This window comes from Candidatus Liberibacter africanus PTSAPSY, from assembly GCF_001021085.1.
GTDB lineage: Bacteria > Pseudomonadota > Alphaproteobacteria > Rhizobiales > Rhizobiaceae > Liberibacter > Liberibacter africanus.
The window spans coordinates 395,209-419,427 of record NZ_CP004021.1 but is presented as its reverse complement, the minus strand read 5'-3'; the positions used below and the strand labels follow the sequence as shown (position 1 = coordinate 419,427).

Below are 24,219 nucleotides of genomic sequence, written 5' to 3'. Positions count from 1 at the left end.
TAACCATATTTAGGTTGAGTTATGTTATTGTAATGGTTGTTATTAGTTAATTAATTATATTTATTTTTTATTTGATAGGCAGATAAATGAAATTCACTCGAATGACGGGTATGATTGTGTCAGGTATTTTTGCTCTTTTAGCAGGTATTGTGGCAATGCATTTTGTATCTCATCATCATGTTCAAAAAGACGAAATTGTTTCTCAACCTTCTATGAAGTTTGTTAACGTTTTAATGGCTAAGTATAATTTAGAAATGGGGGCAATGGTATCATCTGATTCTCTAGAATGGGTTGCTTTACCGGAAGATAATGTATTCGATGGTTTTATAGATGATGTCCACAGGCCTAATGCGATAAGCGAATTAGAGGGTTTAATGGTCCGTGATCATATTTTTAAAGGTGATCCGATCCGCGTAGAGAGGTTAACGTCACAAGGAAACGGCGGAGTTTCTTCTCTTCTTGCAAAAGGTAATCGTGCTTTTTCTATCGATATTTCTCCTTCTAGTGCAGCTGGGGGAATGATTAAGCCTAATGATCGTGTAGATATATTAATGGTTCGTTCGTCTTCTGAAAGGCATCCGAAGGTAGAAGTGATTCTTAATAATATACGTGTTCTTGCAATAGATCAAAATATTAATTCAGAGAGTGGTCAGGTAGCTCTTATTGGATCTGTTGCTACTTTAGAATTGACGTCTGCGCAGACAAGTGTGCTCATTGGGGCACAACAAATGGCTGCGAAGTTGTCACTAGCATTGCGATCTGTGGCAGATTTTAAGGGCGGAAAGGATGCTAACTCTAATGGGGAAGCTCAGATGGTGAGAGATATTCAAATTATCAAATCTGGTGTTATTTTTAATAAAGATGCTGACGGGGTGGTACAATGAAGTATTTTCTACGCACATTATTTACTATACTTAGTATTTTCCTCTTCAGTTTTGATTCTTTGTTGGCAGTTTTGCCACCAATTAAGGATGGTAATAATACTGTCATTAACATCAGTTATGCGGATATAGGTAAAAGTAAACGATTAAATGTCGGTTTAAATAAGGTGGTTATTTTACGCGTACCATCCGTTGTACAAGATGTTTTAGTTTCTGATCCAAGTAAAGCAGATGTTGTTATGCATTCTTCAAATACTATGTATCTTTTTGGGAAAGATATAGGTCAAGCGAATGTTATTTTACTCGGGCATGATGGTAAGCAAATTTTGAACCTTGATATTACAGTGGAACATGATGTTGTCTATCTTGAGGCGACTTTGCGACGTTTTATACCTGATTCGAAAATCAATGTTGAAATGGTTTCTGGTAGTGTTGTTTTGCATGGAGTCGTGCGTAATATTCAGGATTCTCAGAGAGCTGTTGAACTTGCTGAGACTTACTTTGCAAAAAACCATCGGAGTTCTGTTAATAATATAGGGGGCAATCATAACCGTAGCCAAGTAATTAACCTATTAAATATTTCAGGTGAAGATCAAGTCACCCTTAAAGTTACCATTGCAGAGGTAAGGAGAGAAATATTAAAACAAATAGGATTTCAATATAATATTATGCGTTCTGCCACTCCTGGCTCAGGGAAAGGTGGTGCTTTTTTTGATCAAGCAGGATTCAGTAATTTTTCTGTGGCGGGTTTTCTTGATAAATTTGCCTTTGAGGGTGTTTTGCGTTCTTTGGAACGAGCAAATGCTATCCGTACTTTAGCAGAGCCAACTTTGACGGCTATTTCAGGCCAAAGTGCTAGTTTTAGATCTGGTGGAGAGCGTTTGTATCAAAGTCAGGATAGAAATGGTGTCGCTAATTTGAGCTCTCATAAATATGGTGTTTCTTTGACTTTTACTCCGACTGTTTTATCTCCAGGACGTATTGGATTGCGGATTCAAACAGAAGTTTCTGAGCCTTCAATGAGTATTGGTGCAGGTAAGGTGCCAGAATTTCGTCTGCGTAAAGCTGAGACTACTGTTGAATTGCCTTCTGGCGGAACAATAGTTTTAGCAGGGTTGTTAAAAGATGATATACAGCAAACGAGGCAAGGGGTTCCATTGTTATCGAAAATTCCTATTTTAGGAGCTCTGTTCAGGCAAAGTGATTTTGTTAGGGAAGAAGCGGAAATATTCATTTCGGCGACTCCTTTCCTTGTTCGACCTGTTGCAATGAATTCTTTAGATCGTCCGGATGATCATTATGCAGTTGAAAATGATTCCAAGTCTTTTTTCCTTAATCGGGTTAATAAGATTTATGGGACTAGGGAAGAAATTGAGAGTAATAATTACAAAGGTGCGATTGGTTTTATTTATAAATGACGATGGGATGTATGATGAAGGATCTGTTCGGAGGTGCCTGTTTTAAAAGGTTAATTAGAATGAGAGAGCTTATTATTTTTTTGAGATCAATCCTTAGAAAGGTATTTTTTATGAAAACTTTGATTCTAAGGGTCTCATTTTTTATCGTCTTGTTTTATGGAATGAGTTCGCCATCATATTCTTTTGTAAGCAATAATGATTACCGTAGTAGACATCCAATTTTGATGCAAAAAGTAGAGAAATACGTCGACATACCTCTATTGGCAGGAAGAGGGTTAATAAAGTACCCTATTCATGATACGATCAATGGATTTTTAGATCAATATCAAAAGGATAACGCCGGTGTTCTTTTGTTAATGATTCCAAGTCCGACGGTTTCTTCTGTTTCTATAAAAAATGCTGTAAAAGAAATACGCAAAATTATCATTGCTAGGGGTGTTGCATCTAAATCTATCTCCGAAAGACTATATGATGCTGATTATGGATTGGACATTGATACTATTCGAATAAGTTATTTTGCGGTTAAGCCTAGTGCTGGGAAGTGTGGTTTTTGGCCAGAAGATATTTTAGGAAGTTATTCAGAGAATGATAATTGGTTTAATTATGGATGTGCATCTCAAAATAATTTAGCAGCTCAAGTAGTGAATCCTTCTGATTTATTTTCTCCACGTGCGATGACTCCTCCTGATGCCTATAATCGTGATCGATCTGTTGATAATTATCGGAATTATCAATCTGGGAAATCTAGCTCACAGAAGGGGGGGAACGATTTATGAATGAGTATAATGTAAATAATTCGGATTCCCTTAAAGGAAATGATGGTATAAATTCTGGGGGAACATGTCCTCTGCCACTGATATCGGTGCATGTTTTTTGTATCACAGATACTCTTTATTCTGTGGTAGAAAGATCTAAAATTGACGATCGGAGGAATTTCGTCAATATGCAAATTACTAAAGGGTCAATCGCAGAAGCAGCGAGTTTTTTTTGTCATAATCCTACGCCTAATATTATTATTGTTCAAATTCAAGTAAATCCTAGAGAAGTGCTTTCTGCATTAGAGCCTTTAGCGGATGTTTGTGACCCTGATACGAAGGTTATTATAGTAGGAGATACTAATGATATAATGCTTTATCGAGATTTAATAGCTAATGGTGTATCTGAATATTTAATTGAACCTTTATCTGTTTCTGACATTATTAAATCCATTAGTGATGTATCTACATCTACTACTATTCAAAAAGAATCCCGAGAAACAGAAAAAGAAAAAGCACCTAAATTATGTTGTTCAATATCTTTCATAGGTTCTAGAGGGGGGGTGGGTTCTTCAACTATAGCTCATAATTGTGCTTTTAGTATTGCGTCTGTTTTGGCAATGGAAAATATTTTGGCAGATCTAGATTTTCCATATGGAACAGTTAATATTAATTTCGATCAAGATCCAATGGATAGTATTATAAGTGCCATTTCTTCCCAAAGGCAAATTGATAAAGCGTTTATTAGTCAATTACTTATATGCTATGTGGAGAATCTTTCAATTTTAACGGCTCCGACTATGTTGGATTGTACCTATGATTTTGATGAAAAAAAGATTATGCCAGTCATTAATTTATTGCAGAAGATGTCTCCATTGACGATTCTGGATGTTCCTCATGTTTGGAATTCTTGGACACGTGAAGTTCTTTCTACAAGTGATAAAGTGGTCATTACTTCTTCTCTTGATCTTGTTGGTTTGCGTAATGCTAAAAATTTAATTGATGTTTTAAAAAAATTGAGGCCGAATTATAAGACTCCTTATCTTGTTCTCAATCAGACTCAGACTCCTAAAAAACCTGAAATTTCTGTTAGTGATTTTTGTGCGCCATTGGGTATAGAGCCTTCTGTTATTATCCCTTTTGATAGTTCTGTTTTTGGCATGTCAGCTAATTCAGGTAAAATGATACGTGAAGTAGATCCTAAATCTTCTATTGCAGAATTATTTGTAGATTTTTCGCGCATTCTTACTGATCGAGTAACTATGTCTAAACCTCAAAATGTTATATACACAAAGATCAAGAATATTTTTAATATGAAGTGATCATGCTTTAGGAGCCATATATGTTTGGAAGACGGAACAAGACCTTCACAGAATCAGCAGGAAAAGAAGCGCCCCGCTCTTCTTTAGGTGAAGTAGCTGTAAATTCAGTTAATGATCAGAAAGAAACTGTGCCAGTATCGTCATACTTTAAAGACGGAGATATTGTTAACTCAGGGAAGCGTGATTCGAATTATTATGCAATTAAATCAACTATCTTTGCAACTTTGATTGAAATGATAGATATAACTCAGCTTTCCCAATACGATACGGAATCGGCGAGAGAAGAAATATCGACTCTTATGAATGAGATTGTTTCTATTAGAAATATCGCTATATCATTTGAGGAGAAAACGGATATTTTAGAAGATCTCTGTAATGATATTTTAGGGTATGGGCCTCTTCAGCCTCTTATTGCGCGAGATGATATTGCGGATATCATGGTTAATGGTTCAGAAAAAGTATTTATCGAAGTTAATGGAAAAACTGTTGAAACGGGTATTAGCTTTCGAGATAATGAACAGCTCCTTACGGTGTGTCAACGCATTGTTAATCAAGTTGGTCGTCGTGTAGATGAAGCAAGTCCTATATGTGATGCACGTTTGTTGGATGGTTCTCGTGTAAATGTTATTATTCCACCTCTTGCTCTTGATGGTCCGACTTTAACTATTCGTAAATTTAAAAAAGAAAAGCTTACCTTGGATCATCTTGTTCGCTTTGGTGCTGTGACAGCTGAGGGTGCGAGGTTATTGCAAATTATAGGACGTATTAGGTGTAATATTTTGATTTCAGGTGGAACTGGTTCTGGAAAAACAACTTTGCTCAATTGCTTGACTCGTTATATAGATACAGATGAGCGGATCGTTACCTGTGAGGATACAGCGGAGCTTCAACTTCAGCAACCGCATGTGGTTCGTTTGGAAACACGACCTCCTAATATTGAAGGTGAGGGTGAGATTACCATGCGTGATTTGGTGAAGAATTGTTTGCGTATGCGCCCTGAACGTATCATTTTGGGAGAAGTTCGTGGTCCAGAAGTATTGGATTTGTTACAAGCGATGAATACGGGACATGATGGTTCTATGGGTACTATTCACGCCAATAATGCTCGTGAGAGCTTTGGTAGGATCGAAGCAATGATCGCTATGGGTGGATTTACTTTCCCATCCAAGATGGTAAGAGAGATTATCACTTCTTCTTTAGATGTGATTATTCAGACACAGCGTTTGCGAGATGGTTCTAGGGTGATTACAAATATTTGTGAAATTGTTGGAATGGAAGGAAATGTTATCATTACTCAAGATCTTCTTAAATATGAGGTGGTTGGAGAAGATGAAACGGGTAAATTGATTGGTTGTCATACCGGTTCTGGCATTTCTCGTCCGCAGTTTTGGAGTAGAGCGGCTCAGTATGGTGAAGAGAGTAATTTAGCGGAAGTTCTCGAATCTCTTGACAAACGAAGTGGTGCATAGGGGGAATTAAATGGGTTTTGATGCAATGCAATTATTTGTAGTAGGCTCGGTTGTTTTATCAGTATTCATTTTTTTGTATACAATAAGCAGTTTTCTATCTAAGAAATCCACCTCTGGTTCGCGAGATGTTTCAAAGGTTTTGGTCGCGGATAAAGATGCTTCTTCTGCTAATATAAAACGTCGTAAAGCATTGCGAGAGGCAATACAAAATATAGAAGTAAGTCACAAGAAAAAAACCGGTAATACCAAAAGTTTATCTTCTTTAATATCTTATTCAGGTTTACCTATCTCGAAAGAACATTATTACATTGGCAGTTGTGTTCTAGCATTCGTATGTTGCGTTGTTTTTTGGGCAATGACCGGTAGTTTATTTGTTTCATTTTGTATATCCATTTCATGTTCTCTTGTGATGCCACGTTTGTTTTTAAAATATGTAATAAAGAAAAGAGTTGCTAGTTTTTTGGAAGAATTTCCTAATGCTCTAGATATTATTGTTCGTTCAGTGCGCACTGGATTGCCGGTTTCAGATGCTATTTCTGTTATTGTTAGTCAGTCTTCTGATCCTGTTCGATCAGAATTTCGTCGTGTGGTTGAGGCGCGACATTTAGGATTGAGTGTTTCTGAGAGTGTGTCTCGTATGATTCGCTACATGCCTCTTCAAGAAGTGTCTTTCTTTGCCACAGTTATCTCTGTTCAGGCGCAATTAGGAGGTAATCTTTCGGAGGCTTTGTCCAATTTATCGAGAATATTGCGTGAGAGGAAAAAAATGAAAGCAAAAGTTCAGGCTCTTTCGATGGAGGCGAAAGCTTCAGCATGGATAATAGGATCTTTGCCTTTTTTTGTGTCTCTTCTTGTACATTTTACGTCTCCAGAATATATTGGTATTCTTATAACGGATCCGAGAGGACATATGATCCTTGGGGTTGCGGCTTTTTTGATGGTTTTAGGTATTATGATTATGCGGATTATGATTAATTTTGATATTTGATCTTTGGGTATAAGATGATTGATTTTTTCTCTATTTTGGATGCCGCTAGTATCGTATTTTCCATAACAACTGCGGTTTCGGTTTTTTCATTGTTTTATGCAGTTATTTTTCCTTTGTTAGGTGGTAATGAATTGGAGAAACGTATGAAATCCATTGCCATTGAAGAAGATTTATTACGCCAAAAACAAAAAGAGTATTTGCAGAAGAAGTCTTCTAAGCTACGTACTCACGATAATATTTCCTTACGACAATTTGTGCAAAAATTTAATCTAAAAGAAATTCTGGTTGACAAAAAGATAGTAAATAAATTACGTTCCGCTGGTTTTCGATCAGAATATGCATTGAATGTTTTGTTGATTGTACGTTTGATTCTCCCAATAATTGCCCTTGTTGGTGGAATTATATGGATATTTGCCTTTGATAAATTAGTTAAATATCCTTATCCAGCTCGTGTAGGAGCAGCTATTTTAATAGGATACCTTGGATTCTATGCTCCAGCTGCTTTTATTTCTAATATTGTTCATAAAAGACAGGCTTCTATAAGGCGCGCTTGGCCAGATGCTCTTGATTTATTATTAATATGTGTTGAATCGGGTATTTCTATAGAGCAGTCTTTTCGTCGTATCGCGGATGAAATCGGGGGGCAATCAGTTCCTCTTTCTGAAGAAATGTTGTTAACTGTAGCGGAGCTTTCATTCCTGCCTAATAGACAGGTGGCATTTGAAAACTTTTATAATCGTACTCAAATGGATTGTGTAAGAAATGTGATGCAAGCTTTGATGCAATCCGATCGTTATGGAACATCAATAGGTGATGCTTTGCGTGTTTTAGTTGCAGAAACAAGAACAGATCGTTTAATGGAAGCAGAAAAAAAAGCTGCTTCATTAGGGCCTAAACTGACTGTTCCGATGATTTTGTTCTTTTTACCTGTTCTAATGCTGATTATTCTCGGTCCAGCAGTATTGAACATTATGGATACCTTGAAACAATAACCTATAGATGAGAAGGCGTGCATTTTTTATGAGAACAATATTCCTAGAGATCAATATTCAGTAAATTCATTAAATATTGTTTATATTGCAACAAAAGTTAGAATTGTTCTTCCTATTTTATTAAAAACCAACAATCATTTATAGAAATATTCTTATTCTATATTCTAGGATTATTATTGAGTAAAACGTTTAACCTATAGAAGTATTAACTTTTATTCGCGAGTGTTGCCATTTCCTGATCGAATAGATAAAGAGAATGAGGACCAGATCCTATTAGCTTTATCTTGTCTAATATTTTACGGCAAAGGATCATTTCTTCATCTTGTTCACTGACAAACCATTGCAAAAAGAACAACAATTGATTATCCTTTTCTTCCAAGGCAACTGCAACAGCTTCATCATACGCTTTTGTTACATCGCATTCGTGTTTATATATTAGCGAGAAAAGCCCTTCGATATCATTAGCATCAATATCAGGTTGTGATAAGCCAGAAAAATTTGCTTCTCCACCTAGATCCATCAAATACGTGAATATTTTCATGACGTGAGAGTACTCTTCCTTGGCATGTCCTAAGAGAAAATTATGACATCCTTCAAGGTTTTTGAATGCAGCCCAAGATGCGGCTTGCATGTAATAATAATGAGCTTTGAATTCTATATTCATAAGTTCGTTAAGAACGCTATAGGATTTTTCACTAGTCATATAAATTACTTTCTCTCACAAAATATTGTTCAAATACGATGACATCACTTCTATGGTCGAGCAAATAAATTGTATCAATAGTACTCGATAAATATTTAAAATACAAGACTAAAAAATATATGATGCGATATCAAATTACGAATATTTGAAAGTTATAGTGACTTTTGATAAAAAAAGCTTAATATAAAAAACAATAAAGATGTAATAATGATAGATGGGCCTGAAGGAGTATCAAGAATTAATGATCCATAAAGACCAAGTACTACTCCTAATATTCCAATTATTATTGTTAATATAGCCATGTTTTCCGGAGATGTTGCAAAACGTCTTGCTGTGACCGCAGGTAATGTCAAAAGGGATGTTATGAGTGTGATACCGATAAATTTTATGGAAACAGAGATCGTAAGTGCTGTTATAAGAGAGAAGATGAGCTTCATTTTCTCTGGATGCATACCTTCTGCTTTGGCAAGGTCATAGTTTACGGTAGTTGCTAGTAATGGCTTCCATATTGTGAGTAGTATAATAATATTCAGGATTCCTATTCCCCAGATAAGCATGATATCATTTGTGTTTACTGCTAGGATATCGCCAAACAAAAAACTTATTAGATCTGTATTTATCCAGCTCATAAAAGATAGCATGATTAGAGCAAGCGATATTGTTGAATGAGTAATGACTCCAAGAATAGAATCAGAAGATAAAAATTCATTTTTCTGAATTTGAAGCAGTATGATCGATGTTAGAGCCGCTATTATGAATATACAAAGGGTGAGTGGTAATTGAAACATGAGTGAAAAAGCGACACCTAAAAGTGCTGAGTGTGCTATGGTGTCTCCTAGATAGGATATGCGTTGCCAAACAACAAAACATCCAAGCGGGCCAGTGGAGATAGTTATGCCAATTCCAGCAAACAAAGCACGAATGAAAAATTCGTTATACATTATTTTATTCCATTTAGTATGATTTCCCGCTTTTTGGAAAAATGATTGATATGAGCATTTAGATTCTAGTAATCGTGTGCATGATTATGGATGGCTAATATTTCTGTTGCACGTGATCCAAAAAGATGAATATAATCTGTGTTATCTTTTATGGTTTGAGGGGGGCCTTGATAGCAAATTCGATTATTTAAGCATATAACCGTATCTGTAGATGCCATCACCATGTGTAAATTATGAGATATTAGTAGTATACCGCAACCAGTATCCTGACGCACTGATGTAATCAATTCGTATAGAGCTAATTCTCCTGGAAAATCAATACCTTGTAATGGTTCATCTAAAACTAATAAATTAGGTTTGCGTAATAGCGCTTTTGCGAGAAGGGCGCGTTGGAACTCTCCTCCTGAAAGATCACTTACATTTCTATGATGCTTTCCTTTTAAATTAACTTTATCAAGTGTTTGTATAATTTCTTCTTTTGAAGATGATGTGGAAAGCGTAATAAATCGCATTAAACTGAGTGGTAATGTTTTTTCTAGGGTGACTTTTTGTGGAACATACCCTATAATCAGATCAGGATTGCGAGTTATGCTTCCTGTAGTGGGTTTAATTATTCCTGTAATAAGTTTGGCAATTGTTGATTTGCCAGAACCATTAGGCCCTATTAATGTTACTATTTTACCTGGATTGATAGTGAAGTTAATATCTTGTAAAACTTGGTGTCCATTCTTACGGACACTAGTGTCATTCAAGCTAATTAAGGGTAGAGATGAGATGTTCGGCATAACCAATTATGTTCCATCGCATTTGTTTACAGAGTAGCTATTTCGAGTATCGACAAAAGTAGTAGTTTATTAAAGATTAGGATCTACGCCGTGCAAAGTATTTTCAAACTATTTATATTTCTTTTTTTACTATTGTCTAGTGTGGCTAAGGCTGATTCTTTGCGAGTGGTCGTCTCTATAAAGCCTATTTATTCAATTGTATCTTCTATCATGAAAGGAATAGGCAGTCCTACTTTGCTTGTCAAAGGTATCAGTTCACCTCATGATTATAATTTACGCACGTCAGATGCTAGGATTTTAGAAAATTCAGACATTATTTTTTGGCTTGGTCCGGAAATGGAATATTTTTTGGCGAAGCCATTGCAATCTTTAAACAAAAAATCCAATATAGTTACCCTTTCAAGGTACAAAGATTTACATAAAATTCCATTGCGTGGTAATGGTTCTCATTGCCATGGAAATCAAACATATGATTTCCATTTATGGCTAAATCCTTTAAATGCGCAATATATTGCTCATATCGTCGCGGAAGAGCTGATTAAAAGGGATCCTGATAATAAGATAATTTATGAAAAGAATGAAGAAGAATTTAAAAGTAAGTTATATAATCTAGATACAGAACTACGTGATGTATTGAGAAAAGTTAAGGGGCGAAATATTATTGTTTTTCACGAAGCGTATCTTTATTTTGCGTCTCATTATGATTTGCATATTGTTACTTTTCCTATGCGCCATTCGGTTTTTGTTGGTGCAAAATCTTTACAGAACATTCGGGATAAAATTATTATGAATAAAACTTCTTGTATCTTTTACGATCCAGAATTTGATCCTAAGATAATACATTCTCTGACGGAGGGTACTAATGTTGCCTCTGCAATGCTTGATCCAGAAGGGACATTGCTTGAAGAGAGCCCTGATCTTTACTTTCAACTTATGAAGAATATATCGAATTCAATTGCTACGAACTGTATTGTATAATGGATTTCATCTATGATTTCCAAGGCCTGTTGTATTTTGATATTCTGTCTTTTCGATCAAAACCATGAGATCCAAAAAAATCACGTTGTGCTTGGATTAAATTAGCGGTTCCATGATTAAGCATACAGGAGTCGAAATAAGAAAGGGCGCTTGATAATCCCGGTATAGGATAGCCATTTTTTGTGCATGTAATTACTACGTTTCTTAATGAAGGGATTGTTTTGTTCATTTTTTCCAAAACACTTTTAATATTAAGAATGGTAGTATTGGGAGAATTTTCCGTTAAATGCTCTGCAATTTCATTCAGTAACTTCGAGCGAATAATGCATCCTGCGCGCCATATACGTGCTATTGTTGCAATCGATAGCTTCCAATTATATTTTTGTGACGCTTGGCTTATTACAAAAAATCCTTGGGTAAAAGAAAGAACCGTAGATGCATAGAGAGCATTTTCAAAATCTTCAACAAATTTATCAAAATTTTCTACTTCAAAATGGGCAGTAGGTTTAAAAGCCGATTGCATATTCTTATTGTTATTTCTATATAAAGAAAGATTGCGGGCGAAAATTGCAGTTTCCGTGATTGTCATGGATGAAGATAATTTATGTGCTTCAATGATAGATTTGATTCCTGTTCCCTTCTGGGATGCTGTATCACAAATCATATCAATCATGGGCGTGCCGGTTATGGGATCAATGGTTGATAGGATCTCTGCAGTGATTTTTATTAAATATGAACTTATTTTTCCAGTGTTCCATTTTAAGAAATATTGACTTATTTCCAGGGGAGGGATGTTGAATCCGTCCCTAAAAATCCCGTAAATATCTGCTATTAATTGCATATTTGCATATTCAATTCCATTGTGAATCATTTTGACAAAATGTCCTGATCCATCTGGTCCTAATCGAGCGCAACAAGGGGTATCTTGATAATTTGCAGATATAGATAATAGAATATTTTTAACACTGTGGTATGCTTTTTCATTTCCTCCTATCATGAGTGATGCGCCGGATCTTGCGCCTTTCGTGCCACCTGATATTCCTATTCCAATAAAGTAAATTCCCTTTTTATTCAGTCGTAAAGAGCGTTCTTTTGTATCGTAAAAATGAGAATTTCCTCCATCTAATAATATATCTTCGGGGGATAATAATGGTTCTAATTTTTCTATTAACTGGTCGATAGGATCGCCAGCGGTTATCATCATAAGTATTTTGCGGGGCGGGCGAATTGCTTCTACCATTTGCTTCAGTGTTTTGGTGATGATAACTTTTTCAGATAATCCAGATATTTTCTTAATAAAATCAGCTGTTAATTCAAATTCTTTGTTGTATACCGCTAATTTAAATCCTTTGTCTAGCATGTTTAGGGCAAGATTTGATCCCATAGCACCGAGTCCAACTATTCCAATATCTGCCTGTTTCATATACAATCCTTGCTATTTTGCACAACGATTATCTAGGCAATAATCTCGTTCTTTTTTGCAGATGGAGAGGACAAAATTTTTTATATAAAAGTATCCGTGAAGCATGTCTTCAAATTCGATATTATAGGTAAAGTTTTAAAACGCGAAATGATAAAACATTTTTGCACGTAAGAAAAATTGAGAAAACTCTACACTTACATAAAAATTCTTTATCTTAAAATAATTAAAGACTCTATTCAGATACGCGTTTTTTAGAAGCGGCGGATAAACGTGCTTCTTCATTAAGACGTTTTGCGCGTTTTCCAGTATTTTCTTGAATGCGCGCAGCTTTTCCGCGAAGATTTTTTAGATAATATAATTTAGCGCGACGAACTTTCCCGCGGCGGAGTACTATGACTTCCTGTATCATGGGAGAATATAGAGGGAATAAGCGATTCATGCCTTCTCCGTAACTAATTTTTCGAACAGTAAAATTTTTATTAATGCCTCGTCCGGATCGTGCTATACATATCCCTTCGTAAGATTGAACTCTGCTTTTATCTCCTTCTGTAATGACTGTTTTGACACATATCGTGTCTCCTGGAGAGAATTCAGGCAGGACTCTCTGTGACTCTATTCTGGCCATTTCTTTATGGTCTAATTCGTCAATTATATTCATCGATTTTCTCCACTAATTATAAATTATACTCATCAAATACGTTCTTAATATAAAATTGAGCGTATTCATTTTTTCAACAACTATTGCGTATTGGGGATACCTTTCTTTGAAAGAAGATCAGGTCTATATTTTTTTGTCAATGCTAAGGACTGTTCTTCGCGCCATTTCCTTATTTTTTCATGATTCCCAGAATTAAGAACGGAAGGTATTGTTAATCCTTCCCATATTTGTGGTCTAGTATATTGAGGAAATTCCAAAAATCCATTTGCAAAGCTTTCATGAATCGCTGATTTTTTATTACCTAAAACTCCTGGGAGAAGACGTATGACAACATCAAGTAGGATAAGGGCGGCTGGTTCTCCGCCAGAGAGGATATAATCGCCTATGGAAATTTCTTCAAGATTACGCGCTTGGATAATACGCTCATCGATGCCTTCAAAATGTCCACACAAAGCAATAAAACCAGAGTTATTCGCAAGAAGTCGTGCTCGTTCTTGTGTTAAGGGTTTGCCACGAGGGCTCAGGAGGATTCGAGGGATGTCTTTTTGCGTGTGTTGAGATGTTGCGTAATCGATTGCTTTGCCTAGAATATCTGCTCTAAGTATCATCCCCGCTCCGCCGCCGGAAGGGGTGTCATCCACGCTATGGTGTCGATCTGTAGCAAAATCACGTATTTGGATTGCGTTCATTGACCATAAGTTGCGCGACAGTGCTTTCCCCGCTATGGATTTTCCTAGATGTCCTGGGAACATTTCTGGATAGAGTGTGAGGATGCTAACGTGAAAAGTCATGATATGTCCCCGAGTGATTCTAGTTGGGTCACATCATTGTGGTCTTTTATATTTATATTATCTAATCCTGCAGAGATGGGATCAATTAATATTTTATTTTCCTTCATATTGATGTTTAGCACTGCGGATTTAGTAAAGGGTATCATAAATAATTTATTTGTATCGCTTTTTATTTCAATTACAGACCCTGCGCCAAAGTTATAAATTCCACAAACTTTACCCCAGTGCTTGCCGTTGCAATCAAAAGTTTCCATTTCTTCTAGGTCGGCATTGAAAAATTCATCTTCTTCTAGCTCTTCGTCTTTGAAATCTTGGCGTTTAGCGTATAGTTTCAAATTATGGAGTTTAGATGCGGAATGAACATTATCAATACCATACAATGTAGCGATGAATCTTTTTTGTTTGCGATACATTTTTAATATTTTAATCTCACGATTATTATCTGAATACAAATCATAGCAATCTAAATCCATGGGATCATTTGCGTATGAATCGATGTACACTTCGCCTTTCAAACCATGAGTCTTTCCGACGGTAGCCATAAGAATCATCCTGTCAAGTTTGGTCACGATACGTACCTCATGAACCGTATCAGATCAAACCGGAAGTCCAAATATTTTAAGAAACCAAGCATTTATTAGGATTACAGCGCTCGCATGTTTATGCGATAGCCTGTTCCTCTGCATTCTTTTTAGCCGCAAGACGTTCTAGTGTTTTCTTTTTGGCTTTTGCTTTGATGGGATTATTTTTAGGAGGACGTTTAATTAACCCTGCTTTATCCATAAAAAACATAATACGATCTGTTGGTTGTGCGCCCATTTTGATCCAATGTTGAATACGTTCAAAATTCATTGTGAATCTCATGGGGTCTTCTTTTGGTAAGGTTGGACTCCAAGTTCCAAGTTTTTCTATGAATTTCCCGTCACGTGGGCTACGGGAATTTGCTACCACAATACGATAATGATGGCGATTTTTAGATCCTCCGCAAGCAAGACGAATTTTTAGGGTCATTAATAACTCTCCTTATAACAATGAATCTTAAGTTGACGACAGTTTGGGCTCTATGATTTTTATATAACGCTGTTCCAAATATACAATTATCTTGAAATCATCAAGATCACAATACATTAAAGTGTTTATAGTACAAGGATAGTAGGTCATAAATACATTTATGGGATACAAGATGATTATTATAAATGTGATAAATTATTATTTTTTTAAAATTCTCCTATTTATAAAGTATTATGCTGATATACTATTTAATGTTGATTTATTGTACGCACGCGTTTTTTCTTTCAAATAATTTGAATCACTAGAAGTTCTCGATTAATTTAAATGCCTGGAAATTTCCCATTTTTACCAAATCCTAGTTTACTTTTCAGAGTTCCCATTATTTGTTGAGTTAATGCATTCCCCCCTCCGCCAAGGTTCTTGGTGGAACGCATCATGTCTGCTATTTGTCTGTATAATTTCAAAAGTTTATTTATTCTTGCTGCATCAGTGCCGGATCCTGCGGCTATGCGTTTTTTACGAGAATGTTTTATAATACTTGGATTAGTACGTTCTTCTTTGGTCATAGAAGAAATAATTGCGATATTATGATTAATGGTTTTATCATCAAAATCAGAGGGGATTCTTTGCTTGAAAGATTGTATTCCGGGTAACATGCGTAACAGAGAGTTCATGCCTCCTATTTTTTGTGTTTGACGCAGTTGTTCTGCTAGATCTTCAAGGTCAAATTTACCTTTAGCAATTTTTTTAGCTGTTATAGAGGCCTTTTCTTCATCTAGGGTACGAGCTGCTTTCTCAACTAAAGACACGATGTCGCCCATAGAAAGAATTCTATTGGCGATTCTATCAGGAAAGAAGTTTTCTAAATCATCGATTTTTTCGCCTGTTCCAATAGCTTTAATTGGTTTCCCTGTGACGGCACGCATTGATAAGGCTGCTCCACCACGACCATCACCATCCATGCGTGTGAGAATAATGCCTGTCAGGTCAATTTTTTTATCAAAGTTACGGGCAAGATGAACAGCGTCTTGCCCCGTTAAAGAATCTGCTACCAGTAGAATTTCATGAGGATTGGTTAGAGACTTAATTTCACTTATTTCTTGCATTAGAGAATCGTCAGCATGATTACGTCCTGCTGTATCTAAAATAATAATATCATAACCACCATCTTTTGCATTTTGTATGGCACGGTTTGCTATTTCTACGGGTGATTGCTTGGGGACGATCTTGAGTGTGTCAACTTGAATTTTTTCTCCAAGATATCGCAGTTGTTCCTGTGCGGCTGGGCGATATATGTCGAGAGAAGCCATTAACGCCTTTTTCTTTTTTATAGTTTTCAGATTATGAGCAATTTTAGCTGTTGTTGTCGTCTTCCCAGATCCTTGCAAACCGACAAGCATGATAACTAGAGGGGCAGGAGCATTGATATTTATTTCTACGGGTTCTTTTCCTAGGATTTCAACCAATTCGTCGTAAACAATTTTGACAATCATTTGTCCAGGCTGAATACTTTTAAGAATTTTCTCTCCCTTGGCTTTCTCCTGAACTCTTTTGTTTAAATTTTGAACCACTTCAAGAGAGACATCTGCTTCCAAAAGAGTGCGGCGTATTTCTTGTAAGGTTTTAGAAATATCTGTTTCTGACAAATGTCCTCTGCCGGTAATATTTTTAAAAATAGATCCGAAGCGTTCTTGTAAATTGTCAAACACTGTTTTTTACCTTATGATAGTAATTTATTTGGATATGATCATGAACAAAAAATTAGTAGATTAGTGAGGGTTTCGAGAATAAAAAGCCTAGCTATTGCACTGGGTATATACTCAAAAATTTGTACATAGTTTAACATCGTTGGCAGGTAACTAAACCATTGAAATTTTTGTGAGTCAAGTTCTGAATCTATTGGCTGAACAATGTCCATATTAATGTGGAAGTTGGTTGAAGTTAAGGGGGGATAATGCAGTCGGTTCTTGTAGATTTTGCAAAGATGGAAGGGATAGGGAACAAAATTATTGTTGTTGATATGCGGGGTTGTGTTGATAATATAACGACAGATGCAATCAATTTGTTATCTATGGATGATATCATTAATTTTGATCAAATTATGTTCATTCACGATTCGCACAATTCGTTGGTTGATGCGTTTATCCGGATTATAAATCACGATGGATCTGAGGCGCAATCTTGTGGAAATGGGATGCGTTGTGTCGTGCGATTTCTTTCATCTAAAATGAAGACAAAATATTTTACTTTTGAAACTATACGGGGACTTATTGTGGCTAAGGTAAATGCCGATGGATCAATTTCCATTGATATGGGTGAGCCAATTTTTTATTGGAAGCATATTCCCTTAGCGCAACCATTTGATGAGGTTGATAGGGATAAATTCCATATTGGTCCGATTAATCATTTTTATTTACATTCTCCTTTTGTGGTTTCCATGGGAAATCCACACGCAATTTTTTTTGTAGAAAATGATATATATCAGTACGATCTCAGTGGTTTTGGGCAGCGTTTAGAAAGGAATTCGATGTTTCCTGAAGGTGTAAATGTATCAATAGCGCAGGTTACTTCCTGTTCAGATCTTAATTTGCGCACTTGGGAGCGTGGTGCAGGTTTGACTGCTGCTTGTGGATCAGCATCTTGCGCTTCTGTTGTTGCCTCTGGATGTTTAGGTAAAACAGGTCGTGTTGTGTCAGTTAAAATGTTGGGAGGAAGCCTTTCAATTGAATGGCACGAGAATAACCATGTTTTTATGACAGGAGAGGCAAATAAAGAATGGGATGGAAAGCTGGATATTAAAACGGGAAAATGGACAAAAAATGAAGTTTAAAGGTATTTGCATATTTTAAAATGTGAAGGGTCAGTGTATTTTATTTTTCCCCAGAATGTTATTCACTGCGAAGATGAAGATCTTATGGATTAATTTCGATGATTATCTAAATTCCCTATATTTTAAAAAGTGCGTTTTTTCTTTTTATAAAATGGTGATGATAAAGTTTTTTGGAGAATGGGTTGAATAATAAGAAAGTCACATTGGGATCTTTGTCTTGGATACGAAAACTAGCCAAAGGATTTGCATCTACTTCTTCAAAGATGAAAGAAGGAATTGCGGACATAATATTAAGAAGAAGAGGATTTGATAATAGTGTTCGAGAAGAATTAGAAGATCTGCTTATTTCGTCTGATATGGGGGTTGAAGTTTCTCAGAGGATAGTAGAGGAGTTGCTTGCAAAAAATTATGATAAAGATGTTCCTATTAAACGTGTATTGCAAGATGTCTCCGAACACATTTATAAAATGTTGATACCATTTTCCAAGCCTTTTGATTTGGAATTTGCGCACAAGCCACACGTTATTCTCGTTGTTGGAGTGAACGGTGTAGGGAAAACAACAGCTATTGGTAAGTTAGCCAAAAAAATGTCAGATGCTGGCTTAAAAATAATGCTTGCAGCAGGGGACACTTTTCGTTCTGCTGCTATTGATCAATTGAAAATTTGGGCAGACCGGACATGTTCTGATTTTGTGAGCTCTGAAATTGGATCTGATGCTGCAGCGCTTGCATATGAATCTTTGAAACAGGCACAAGCAAAGCAAGTAGATGTTTTGATCATTGATACTGCGGGTCGCCTTCATAATAATTCCATGCTTATGGCGGGTATTAGTAAGATGATTCGAGTTTTAAAACGTGTAGATTCTCATGCTCCACACAGTGTGCTACAAGTTTTAGACGCTACAACTGGGCAAAATGCTTTGCGTCAAGTAGAGATGTTTCATGCTGTCGCTGGGACAACAGGGCTTATTATGACAAAGATGGATGGTACAGCACGAGGAGGGGGGCTTATTTCTGTTGTTGTCAAGCATAAAATTCCCGTGTATTTTCTTGGGGCTGGAGAAGGAATCGATGATCTTGAGCCTTTTGTGGCAAAAGATTTTTCTGCAGCTATTACCGGCTGTTTAGGTCATGATGAGGAAAAAAATGAGTACATTGCAATCGCAAAATAAAACCGTTTATTTTTTATTAGGATTCAGTCCTGGAATAGTCTTTTGGTTGTGTAATATGTATGGGGGAAAACTGTTTCTTTATTTTCCTATATTATCACGGTTAGGAGGGACTATTTTTGTTTCTACATTGTTGTTTATGGCGCTAACAATTATATCGTTAGGAATTTTTTGGATTTTTTTTCATGAAATTCGGATGGTTCCAGTAGTTTCTGGGATATGCGTTTTGTTATTTGGTGGTTTGACTATTTGGTTTCGTGATGAATCATTTATAAAAATGAAACCTACATTCTTCTATTCTCTTTTTTCTATTGTGCTATTTTTAGGTTATTTTTTTGAAAAAAGTTTTATCCGCCTTATTTTTTCGCAGGTTATATGGTTAGATCCAATAGGTTGGAGGAAGATTACTATCCGATGGGCATATTTTTTCTTGTTATTAGCTTTTATCAATGAGGCGGTATGGCGGAATTTTTCTACAGAAACATGGATCTTTTTCAAGACAATAGGAACATTCCCAATTTTTTTGATATTTGGTATAACTCAAATCAACATTATCAAAAAGCATTCTCTTCCTTCGGGAGAATAATATAGGTGAACTATTAATTGGTGCCACTTACGTGGATCGAACACGTGACCTCATCATTACGAATGATGCGCTCTACCAACTGAGCTAAAGTGGCTTAATATTAACTGTACAACATATTAACTGTACAATGCGCTAGTGATAATTACATGGAAATGATTAGTTGTTCAAATATTTTATTCCAAAATTATAGCACAATCCATGATATATTAAGTTATTTTTTTAATGATGTTTTGAAAACAATAAATAAGGTGTATCTTATTAGGATGTAGTTTGTTCATTTTTACTAGTGATAGGAATGTTTAGAGTTTTTGTTGCCAAAGTTTTTCTATAATTCATGTTTTATAACGATTTTAGTATAATATTTTTGGTTATTTTTAATAAATGTCAGTTTTTTTTATTATAATTAAATAATACTATATGGAATAGTACGTAAAATGTTTTATTGCAGTAATCTTATTGATATACAAAGATTTGCGCAGTATGATTTCTCGAAATATGATTGAATTTTTCTGTAATTATGCGTTTTTGAATTCGGTTAGTTTGTAGTTAAAAGATGATGTTATTTATGGTGTTATCGCGAAAATATTTATATTATGGTTGAGTTTTTAATTGGCACATAGTAGCGTAATATATCGATATTTAGGGGTTTCCATGAGATTTTTTGCTGTATTTATTACGTGTTTTGTTTTCTTAGAAATATGTGGTGGCACAAAAAGTTTTTCTCGTGACCGTATTAAGGTAGCAGGTTCTGCTACATTGTTTCCTTATGCCAAGATTATAGCTGAAAATTTTAGTGAACATTTCTCCCAATTCAAGACTCCCTATGTTGAATCTGGGGGTTCTAGTGTTGGTCTAAAAGAGTTTTGCCGAGGTGTTGGTGAAGATACTATCGATATTGTCAATTCTTCTCTTAAAATCACTAAAGGCGAATTAGAAGAGTGTAAAAAAAATGGTGTTTTTGACATTCAAGAAGTGAAAATAGGGTACGATGGTATATTACTAGTTAGTGATAGAAATATGGCAAGGATGTCTTTGACTATTGAGGATATCTACAAGGCATTATCTTCTCATTTAATTATCAATAATAATATTGTGGTTAATCCATTTAAAAAATGGTCAGATATAAGAAATGGTTTGCCTGAAGTTCGTATTTCCATTTATATTCCAAGTGGAAAACATGGGACTCGAGGAGTGTTAGAACAAAAGGTCTTACGAGAAGGTTGTGTGAGATCTGGAAATTTTTCGAAAATGCGGGATGTTTTTAAATATGATGTTCATCGGTTGGATGCTTCGTGTATATCTGTTAGACAGGATGGCATTGCTGTTGAGGTGGATGGTGATTATGCGGAAACTTTAGCGCGAATAGAGGTAAGTAAAGATGTTTTGGGTTTCGTAGGGTTATCTTTTTATAACAATAATGCTGATGTTTTAAATCTTATATCAATTGATGGTGTTGTGCCTTCTGTGCGTACGATCTTATCAGGTTTATATCCGATTTCGCGTCCACTTTTGTTTTATGTAAAAAAACAGCATTTTAAAAACGTTTTTGGTCTTAGAGAATATGTTTATTTTAGTATTTCAGACGAAATGATGGATCCGGATTCTCAACTTATTCGATATGGTTTAATCCCTGTTAACGATAAATATCGGAAGATATTATTGGATTCTATTGTAATTGGAAGAGACGGTTGGAAAAAATAGTTTGGGAACAAACTTGTTCGCTAGTTATCTGGGTTGCGTTGCCTAAAAAGGATGGTTTCCATTGTTGTTCAGTTTTTGTGTAATCTTCTTAGGTTTTGTATCCTATTTTTTAGGATGTTTTCGTGCAAAACTGTTTGCTACTAAGAATGATATGCTTCTTTATTCTAGAAAGAGTTATTACGGTATTTATGTAGCTCTTTATGTTGTCATCCCATTTGGTTGCATTTTTTTATTATGGTTTTTAGCTGCGCCGTATATAATTGATATGCAGGTTACTGATAGGTTCTCTTCTAATTTGCATGGTTTAGAGGAAGGGGAAAGAAAGTTTTCCTGCAATATGGTGCAAAAGATTGCTGATTCTTTGCCTTCTCTAAATTTGGATACAAGAGAAAAACTACAAAAAGGTGAGGAGAATATATCTGATATATTAAAATCTCAAAACATAATTTTAGCACATAATCCAAGTCCTTGGATTATTAAAGCAGCATTTTACCAAGAAAGTTTATCGTATAAAAGTAGAATGTTGATGAATTTAAGCGGATCCTTGTTTTCTTTGATGGGATTTGCATATGCGATTTCCCGGGTTAAACCGAATTTTTGTTCACGTACTAAAGTTGAGAAATTTTCTGTTTTTTTACTACAGATATGTTCGCTTTTTTCTATTGTAATATCACTTGGTATAATCATCTCGCTTTTTGCGAACTCACGTATGTTTTTTCGTATAATTTCGGCAAGAGATTTTTTCTTTGGTATTGTCTGGGATCCTCGTGCCCCACCTTTTGGTTATAGTAATATTGTAGGGCAATTTGGACTTATTCCTTTATTGGTAGGTACTTTTTACATTGGCTTTATAGCTATGTTGTTTGCTGTGCCAATTGGCTTGTTGATCGCAATCTATATGGCAGAATATGCTCCTAAAAAGTTGCGTGCGATCATTAAGCCTGTTACAGAGATATTGATTGGTATTCCAACAATTGTTTATGGTTTTTTTGCATTATCTTTGGTGGGGCCATTTTTAAGGGATATCTCTATATATATGAATGGTTTGATTACAGGTAATTATAAAAGTTTTATTGAAGCACAAAGTGTTTTGACCGCTGGTTTAGTGATGGGTATGATGCTTGTTCCATATGTTTCATCTTTATCAGAAGATGTTATTTCAGCTGTTCCTCGTGCTTTAAGAGATGGTTCCTTGGGATTGGGGGCGACTCGTTCAGAAACCATGAAATATGTTATTTTCCCAGCAGCATTTCCTGGTATTGCTGGTGCTATTTTGATAACTGCATCACGTACTATTGGAGAAACAATGATTGTGGTATTGGCGGCAGGTGTTGCTGCTCGTCTTCAGATTAATCCTTTTGAACCAATGACCACTATAACTGTTAAGATTATGAATCAATTAACAGGGGATCTTGATTTTTCTTCTCCTCAGATACTAGTGGCTTTTGCGTTGGGATTGACATTGTTTTGTATCACATTTTTTCTTAATATCTATGCCACGTATATCATGAAAAAATATAAGAGAAAGTATGAATGAAATCGTTTCCCGTTAGTAAAAAGAAATTAGAACGTCGTTATATTTCTGAATGGTTATTCCATTTTTATTGCTTAATAGCTGTTTTAACTGTTTTTATTTTTCTGATTATTTTACTATATTCTATTGCGTCGAAAGGTATTGGTGCTTTATGGCAAACACAGATTTCTTTGCCAATAGAATTTTCAGAAGCGATTATTGATCCTCGTAAAGAGCGTTTTGCAGATCCTTCTGTTTTATTGAAAGCAAATTACAATTTATTAGTGCGAAAATCTTTAGCACGTAAACTGGATATTCCTGATTCTGATCATGTATTACTAGGGCGAGCGAGTGAGATGATATCTACTACGGCTCGTTATCGACTCCAAAAAATTTTACTTGCAGATCCATCTTTAATAGGCAAGACGGTAGAGATATCATTATTAACCAATTCTAATGTTGATTTTGCTTTTAAGGGGTATACAGATCTTTCTTTGCCTGAAAATATGCGTAGGATTTCTAATGATCAGTTGAAGTGGTTTAAAAAATTGCAATCAGATGGCTCGATGGTATTGCGTTTTAATTATGGTTTTTTTGTAAATGGGGCTTCTAGTCGACCAGAAGTAGCAGGTATTGGCGTATCGGTGATTGGATCTTTGTACATGATATTGATAGTTATAGCATTATCTTTTCCTTTGGGTATTGCTTCTGCTATATATTTAGAGGAGTTTGCGTCTAAAGGTTTTTTTTCTAGTTTTATTCAGGTTAATATTAACAATTTGGCATCGGTTCCTTCTGTCGTATATGGTATTCTTGGATCAGCTATGCTGATTAATTTTTTTAATATGCCACGTTCTACATCACTTGTAGGTGGTGTGATTTTATCTTTGATGACATTGCCTAGTATTATTATTTCTACGGGTGTGGCGTTGAGGACTGTTCCTTCGTCTATTCGATCTGCTGCATTAGGATTAGGAGCTTCTAAGGTTCAGACTGTGTTTCATCATGTTTTGCCATTGGCAATGCCTGCTATTTTGACAGGATCTACGGTTAGTTTAGCGCGTGCATTAGGAGAAACAGCACCGCTTTTGTTTGTGGGAATGATTGCTTTTGTTACAGATTATCCAGAAGGTTTTACAGATATTGCCACAGCATTTCCTGTTCAAATTTATTTATGGGCATATGATGCAGAAAGATCGTTTGTTGAGAAGACATTTGGCGCTATATTACTACTGTTGATTTTTCTAGCTGTTATTAATATAGCCATGATATGTTTGAGGAATAGATTTAAAAAACGTTGGTAAT

23 protein-coding genes and 1 tRNA gene are annotated in these 24,219 nt (G+C 35.6%); 14 read left to right on the top strand and 10 right to left on the bottom strand.

Annotated elements, in window-relative coordinates:
- Positions 1-86 precede the first annotated feature (86 nt).
- The 7 genes from cpaB (at position 87) to G293_RS01895 (ending at position 7,825) form a co-directional block, all read left to right on the top strand.
- Positions 87-884, top strand: coding sequence for a Flp pilus assembly protein CpaB (gene cpaB / locus G293_RS01925; protein WP_047264077.1), 798 nt, complete (start codon positions 87-89; stop codon positions 882-884).
- The gene (locus G293_RS01920) at positions 881-2,299 is read left to right on the top strand and encodes a type II and III secretion system protein family protein (protein WP_047264076.1); all 1,419 of its coding nucleotides are present in this window, start codon (positions 881-883) and stop codon (positions 2,297-2,299) included. The genes cpaB and G293_RS01920 overlap by 4 nt, the downstream gene beginning before the upstream one ends.
- 110 nt (positions 2,300-2,409) lie before the next feature.
- On the top strand, positions 2,410-3,075 hold the full coding sequence (locus G293_RS01915; protein ID WP_244464442.1) for a CpaD family pilus assembly protein: 666 nt from the start codon (positions 2,410-2,412) through the stop codon (positions 3,073-3,075).
- Positions 3,072-4,376 carry a CpaE/TadZ family protein gene (locus G293_RS01910; protein WP_047264074.1) on the top strand — a complete coding sequence of 435 codons (1,305 nt, stop codon included), beginning with the start codon at positions 3,072-3,074 and terminating at the stop codon, positions 4,374-4,376. Before G293_RS01915 ends, G293_RS01910 begins: the two co-directional genes overlap by 4 nt.
- A gap of 20 nt (positions 4,377-4,396) precedes the next feature.
- Complete coding sequence (locus G293_RS01905; protein WP_047264073.1) at positions 4,397-5,845, top strand: TadA family conjugal transfer-associated ATPase; 1,449 nt, start codon at positions 4,397-4,399, stop codon at positions 5,843-5,845.
- A gap of 10 nt (positions 5,846-5,855) precedes the next feature.
- A complete protein-coding gene (locus G293_RS01900; protein ID WP_047264072.1) occupies positions 5,856-6,833 on the top strand; it encodes a type II secretion system F family protein in 978 nt (325 codons plus the stop codon).
- Between the two features lie 14 nt (positions 6,834-6,847).
- On the top strand, positions 6,848-7,825 hold the full coding sequence (locus G293_RS01895; protein WP_047264071.1) for a type II secretion system F family protein: 978 nt from the start codon (positions 6,848-6,850) through the stop codon (positions 7,823-7,825).
- 205 nt (positions 7,826-8,030) lie between these two features.
- Here the strand turns inward: G293_RS01895 and G293_RS01890 are convergent, their stop codons facing one another.
- From G293_RS01890 to G293_RS01880, 3 genes are all read right to left on the bottom strand, one after another.
- Positions 8,031-8,528, bottom strand: a complete 498-nt coding sequence (locus G293_RS01890) for a ferritin (RefSeq protein ID WP_047264070.1) — start codon at positions 8,526-8,528, stop codon at positions 8,031-8,033.
- Between the two features lie 152 nt (positions 8,529-8,680).
- Entirely contained in the window at positions 8,681-9,469 is a 789-nt protein-coding gene (locus G293_RS01885; RefSeq protein ID WP_047264069.1) for a metal ABC transporter permease, read from the bottom strand.
- A 65-nt stretch (positions 9,470-9,534) separates the two neighbouring features.
- Positions 9,535-10,254, bottom strand: coding sequence for an ATP-binding cassette domain-containing protein (locus G293_RS01880; RefSeq protein WP_047264068.1), 720 nt, complete (start codon positions 10,252-10,254; stop codon positions 9,535-9,537).
- 90 nt (positions 10,255-10,344) lie between these two features.
- Between G293_RS01880 and G293_RS01875 the strand changes: the two genes are divergently transcribed.
- Positions 10,345-11,232, top strand: coding sequence for a zinc ABC transporter substrate-binding protein (locus G293_RS01875; RefSeq protein WP_047264067.1), 888 nt, complete (start codon positions 10,345-10,347; stop codon positions 11,230-11,232).
- Between the two features lie 10 nt (positions 11,233-11,242).
- On the opposite strand, the gene gndA is transcribed toward G293_RS01875, so the two are convergent.
- The 6 genes from gndA to ffh form a co-directional block, all read right to left on the bottom strand.
- The gene (gene gndA / locus G293_RS01870; protein WP_047264066.1) at positions 11,243-12,655 is read right to left on the bottom strand and encodes an NADP-dependent phosphogluconate dehydrogenase; all 1,413 of its coding nucleotides are present in this window, start codon (positions 12,653-12,655) and stop codon (positions 11,243-11,245) included.
- Between the two features lie 232 nt (positions 12,656-12,887).
- The gene (gene rplS, locus G293_RS01865) at positions 12,888-13,313 is read right to left on the bottom strand and encodes a 50S ribosomal protein L19 (protein ID WP_047264065.1); all 426 of its coding nucleotides are present in this window, start codon (positions 13,311-13,313) and stop codon (positions 12,888-12,890) included.
- Positions 13,314-13,393: 80 nt separating this feature from the next.
- Positions 13,394-14,104: a tRNA (guanosine(37)-N1)-methyltransferase TrmD gene (gene trmD / locus G293_RS01860; RefSeq protein WP_047264064.1), complete on the bottom strand. Its 711-nt coding sequence runs from the start codon at positions 14,102-14,104 to the stop codon at positions 13,394-13,396.
- Positions 14,101-14,673 (bottom strand): ribosome maturation factor RimM, encoded by a 573-nt coding sequence (rimM, locus tag G293_RS01855; protein WP_047264063.1) that lies wholly within the window; start codon positions 14,671-14,673, stop codon positions 14,101-14,103. Before rimM ends, trmD begins: the two co-directional genes overlap by 4 nt.
- 91 nt (positions 14,674-14,764) lie before the next feature.
- Positions 14,765-15,115 carry a 30S ribosomal protein S16 gene (rpsP, locus tag G293_RS01850; protein ID WP_047264062.1) on the bottom strand — a complete coding sequence of 117 codons (351 nt, stop codon included), beginning with the start codon at positions 15,113-15,115 and terminating at the stop codon, positions 14,765-14,767.
- A gap of 320 nt (positions 15,116-15,435) precedes the next feature.
- Positions 15,436-16,824: a signal recognition particle protein gene (gene ffh / locus G293_RS01845; RefSeq protein ID WP_047264061.1), complete on the bottom strand. Its 1,389-nt coding sequence runs from the start codon at positions 16,822-16,824 to the stop codon at positions 15,436-15,438.
- A gap of 245 nt (positions 16,825-17,069) precedes the next feature.
- Here ffh and dapF point away from each other — a divergent pair, with 245 nt between their 5' ends.
- From dapF to G293_RS01830, 3 genes are all read left to right on the top strand, one after another.
- Positions 17,070-17,945, top strand: a complete 876-nt coding sequence (gene dapF, locus G293_RS01840; protein ID WP_047264060.1) for a diaminopimelate epimerase — start codon at positions 17,070-17,072, stop codon at positions 17,943-17,945.
- A 182-nt stretch (positions 17,946-18,127) separates the two neighbouring features.
- The gene (gene ftsY / locus G293_RS01835; protein WP_052775010.1) at positions 18,128-19,117 is read left to right on the top strand and encodes a signal recognition particle-docking protein FtsY; all 990 of its coding nucleotides are present in this window, start codon (positions 18,128-18,130) and stop codon (positions 19,115-19,117) included.
- Positions 19,092-19,700 (top strand): inner membrane-spanning protein YciB, encoded by a 609-nt coding sequence (locus G293_RS01830; RefSeq protein ID WP_047264059.1) that lies wholly within the window; start codon positions 19,092-19,094, stop codon positions 19,698-19,700. Before ftsY ends, G293_RS01830 begins: the two co-directional genes overlap by 26 nt.
- A gap of 18 nt (positions 19,701-19,718) precedes the next feature.
- Here G293_RS01830 and G293_RS01825 read toward each other — a convergent pair.
- A tRNA-Thr gene (locus G293_RS01825) sits at positions 19,719-19,794 on the bottom strand.
- Positions 19,795-20,351: 557 nt separating this feature from the next.
- On the opposite strand from G293_RS01825, the gene G293_RS01820 reads away from it, so the two are divergent.
- The 3 genes from G293_RS01820 to pstA all read left to right on the top strand — a co-directional run bounded on the left by G293_RS01820 (position 20,352) and on the right by pstA (position 24,218).
- On the top strand, positions 20,352-21,401 hold the full coding sequence (locus tag G293_RS01820) for a PstS family phosphate ABC transporter substrate-binding protein (protein ID WP_052775009.1): 1,050 nt from the start codon (positions 20,352-20,354) through the stop codon (positions 21,399-21,401).
- 64 nt (positions 21,402-21,465) lie between these two features.
- Positions 21,466-22,938 (top strand): phosphate ABC transporter permease subunit PstC, encoded by a 1,473-nt coding sequence (gene pstC, locus G293_RS01815; protein ID WP_244464440.1) that lies wholly within the window; start codon positions 21,466-21,468, stop codon positions 22,936-22,938.
- A complete protein-coding gene (gene pstA, locus G293_RS01810) occupies positions 22,935-24,218 on the top strand; it encodes a phosphate ABC transporter permease PstA (protein ID WP_047264057.1) in 1,284 nt (427 codons plus the stop codon). Before pstC ends, pstA begins: the two co-directional genes overlap by 4 nt.
- Position 24,219 lies beyond the last annotated feature (1 nt).

Coding starts and splice junctions, on each gene's coding strand:
- G293_RS01895 (WP_047264071.1), top strand. CDS start 6,848: ATGATTGATTTTTTCTCTATTTTGGATGCCGCTAGTATCGTATTTTCC.
- G293_RS01880 (WP_047264068.1), bottom strand. CDS start 10,254: ATGCCGAACATCTCATCTCTACCCTTAATTAGCTTGAATGACACTAGT.
- G293_RS01885 (WP_047264069.1), bottom strand. CDS start 9,469: ATGTATAACGAATTTTTCATTCGTGCTTTGTTTGCTGGAATTGGCATA.
- G293_RS01905 (WP_047264073.1), top strand. CDS start 4,397: ATGTTTGGAAGACGGAACAAGACCTTCACAGAATCAGCAGGAAAAGAA.
- G293_RS01910 (WP_047264074.1), top strand. CDS start 3,072: ATGAATGAGTATAATGTAAATAATTCGGATTCCCTTAAAGGAAATGAT.
- G293_RS01890 (WP_047264070.1), bottom strand. CDS start 8,528: ATGACTAGTGAAAAATCCTATAGCGTTCTTAACGAACTTATGAATATA.
- dapF (WP_047264060.1), top strand. CDS start 17,070: ATGCAGTCGGTTCTTGTAGATTTTGCAAAGATGGAAGGGATAGGGAAC.
- G293_RS01830 (WP_047264059.1), top strand. CDS start 19,092: ATGAGTACATTGCAATCGCAAAATAAAACCGTTTATTTTTTATTAGGA.
- rplS (WP_047264065.1), bottom strand. CDS start 13,313: ATGAATATAATTGACGAATTAGACCATAAAGAAATGGCCAGAATAGAG.
- G293_RS01900 (WP_047264072.1), top strand. CDS start 5,856: ATGGGTTTTGATGCAATGCAATTATTTGTAGTAGGCTCGGTTGTTTTA.
- G293_RS01820 (WP_052775009.1), top strand. CDS start 20,352: ATGAGATTTTTTGCTGTATTTATTACGTGTTTTGTTTTCTTAGAAATA.
- pstA (WP_047264057.1), top strand. CDS start 22,935: ATGAAATCGTTTCCCGTTAGTAAAAAGAAATTAGAACGTCGTTATATT.
- gndA (WP_047264066.1), bottom strand. CDS start 12,655: ATGAAACAGGCAGATATTGGAATAGTTGGACTCGGTGCTATGGGATCA.
- G293_RS01915 (WP_244464442.1), top strand. CDS start 2,410: ATGAAAACTTTGATTCTAAGGGTCTCATTTTTTATCGTCTTGTTTTAT.
- cpaB (WP_047264077.1), top strand. CDS start 87: ATGAAATTCACTCGAATGACGGGTATGATTGTGTCAGGTATTTTTGCT.
- trmD (WP_047264064.1), bottom strand. CDS start 14,104: ATGACTTTTCACGTTAGCATCCTCACACTCTATCCAGAAATGTTCCCA.
- rpsP (WP_047264062.1), bottom strand. CDS start 15,115: ATGACCCTAAAAATTCGTCTTGCTTGCGGAGGATCTAAAAATCGCCAT.
- G293_RS01920 (WP_047264076.1), top strand. CDS start 881: ATGAAGTATTTTCTACGCACATTATTTACTATACTTAGTATTTTCCTC.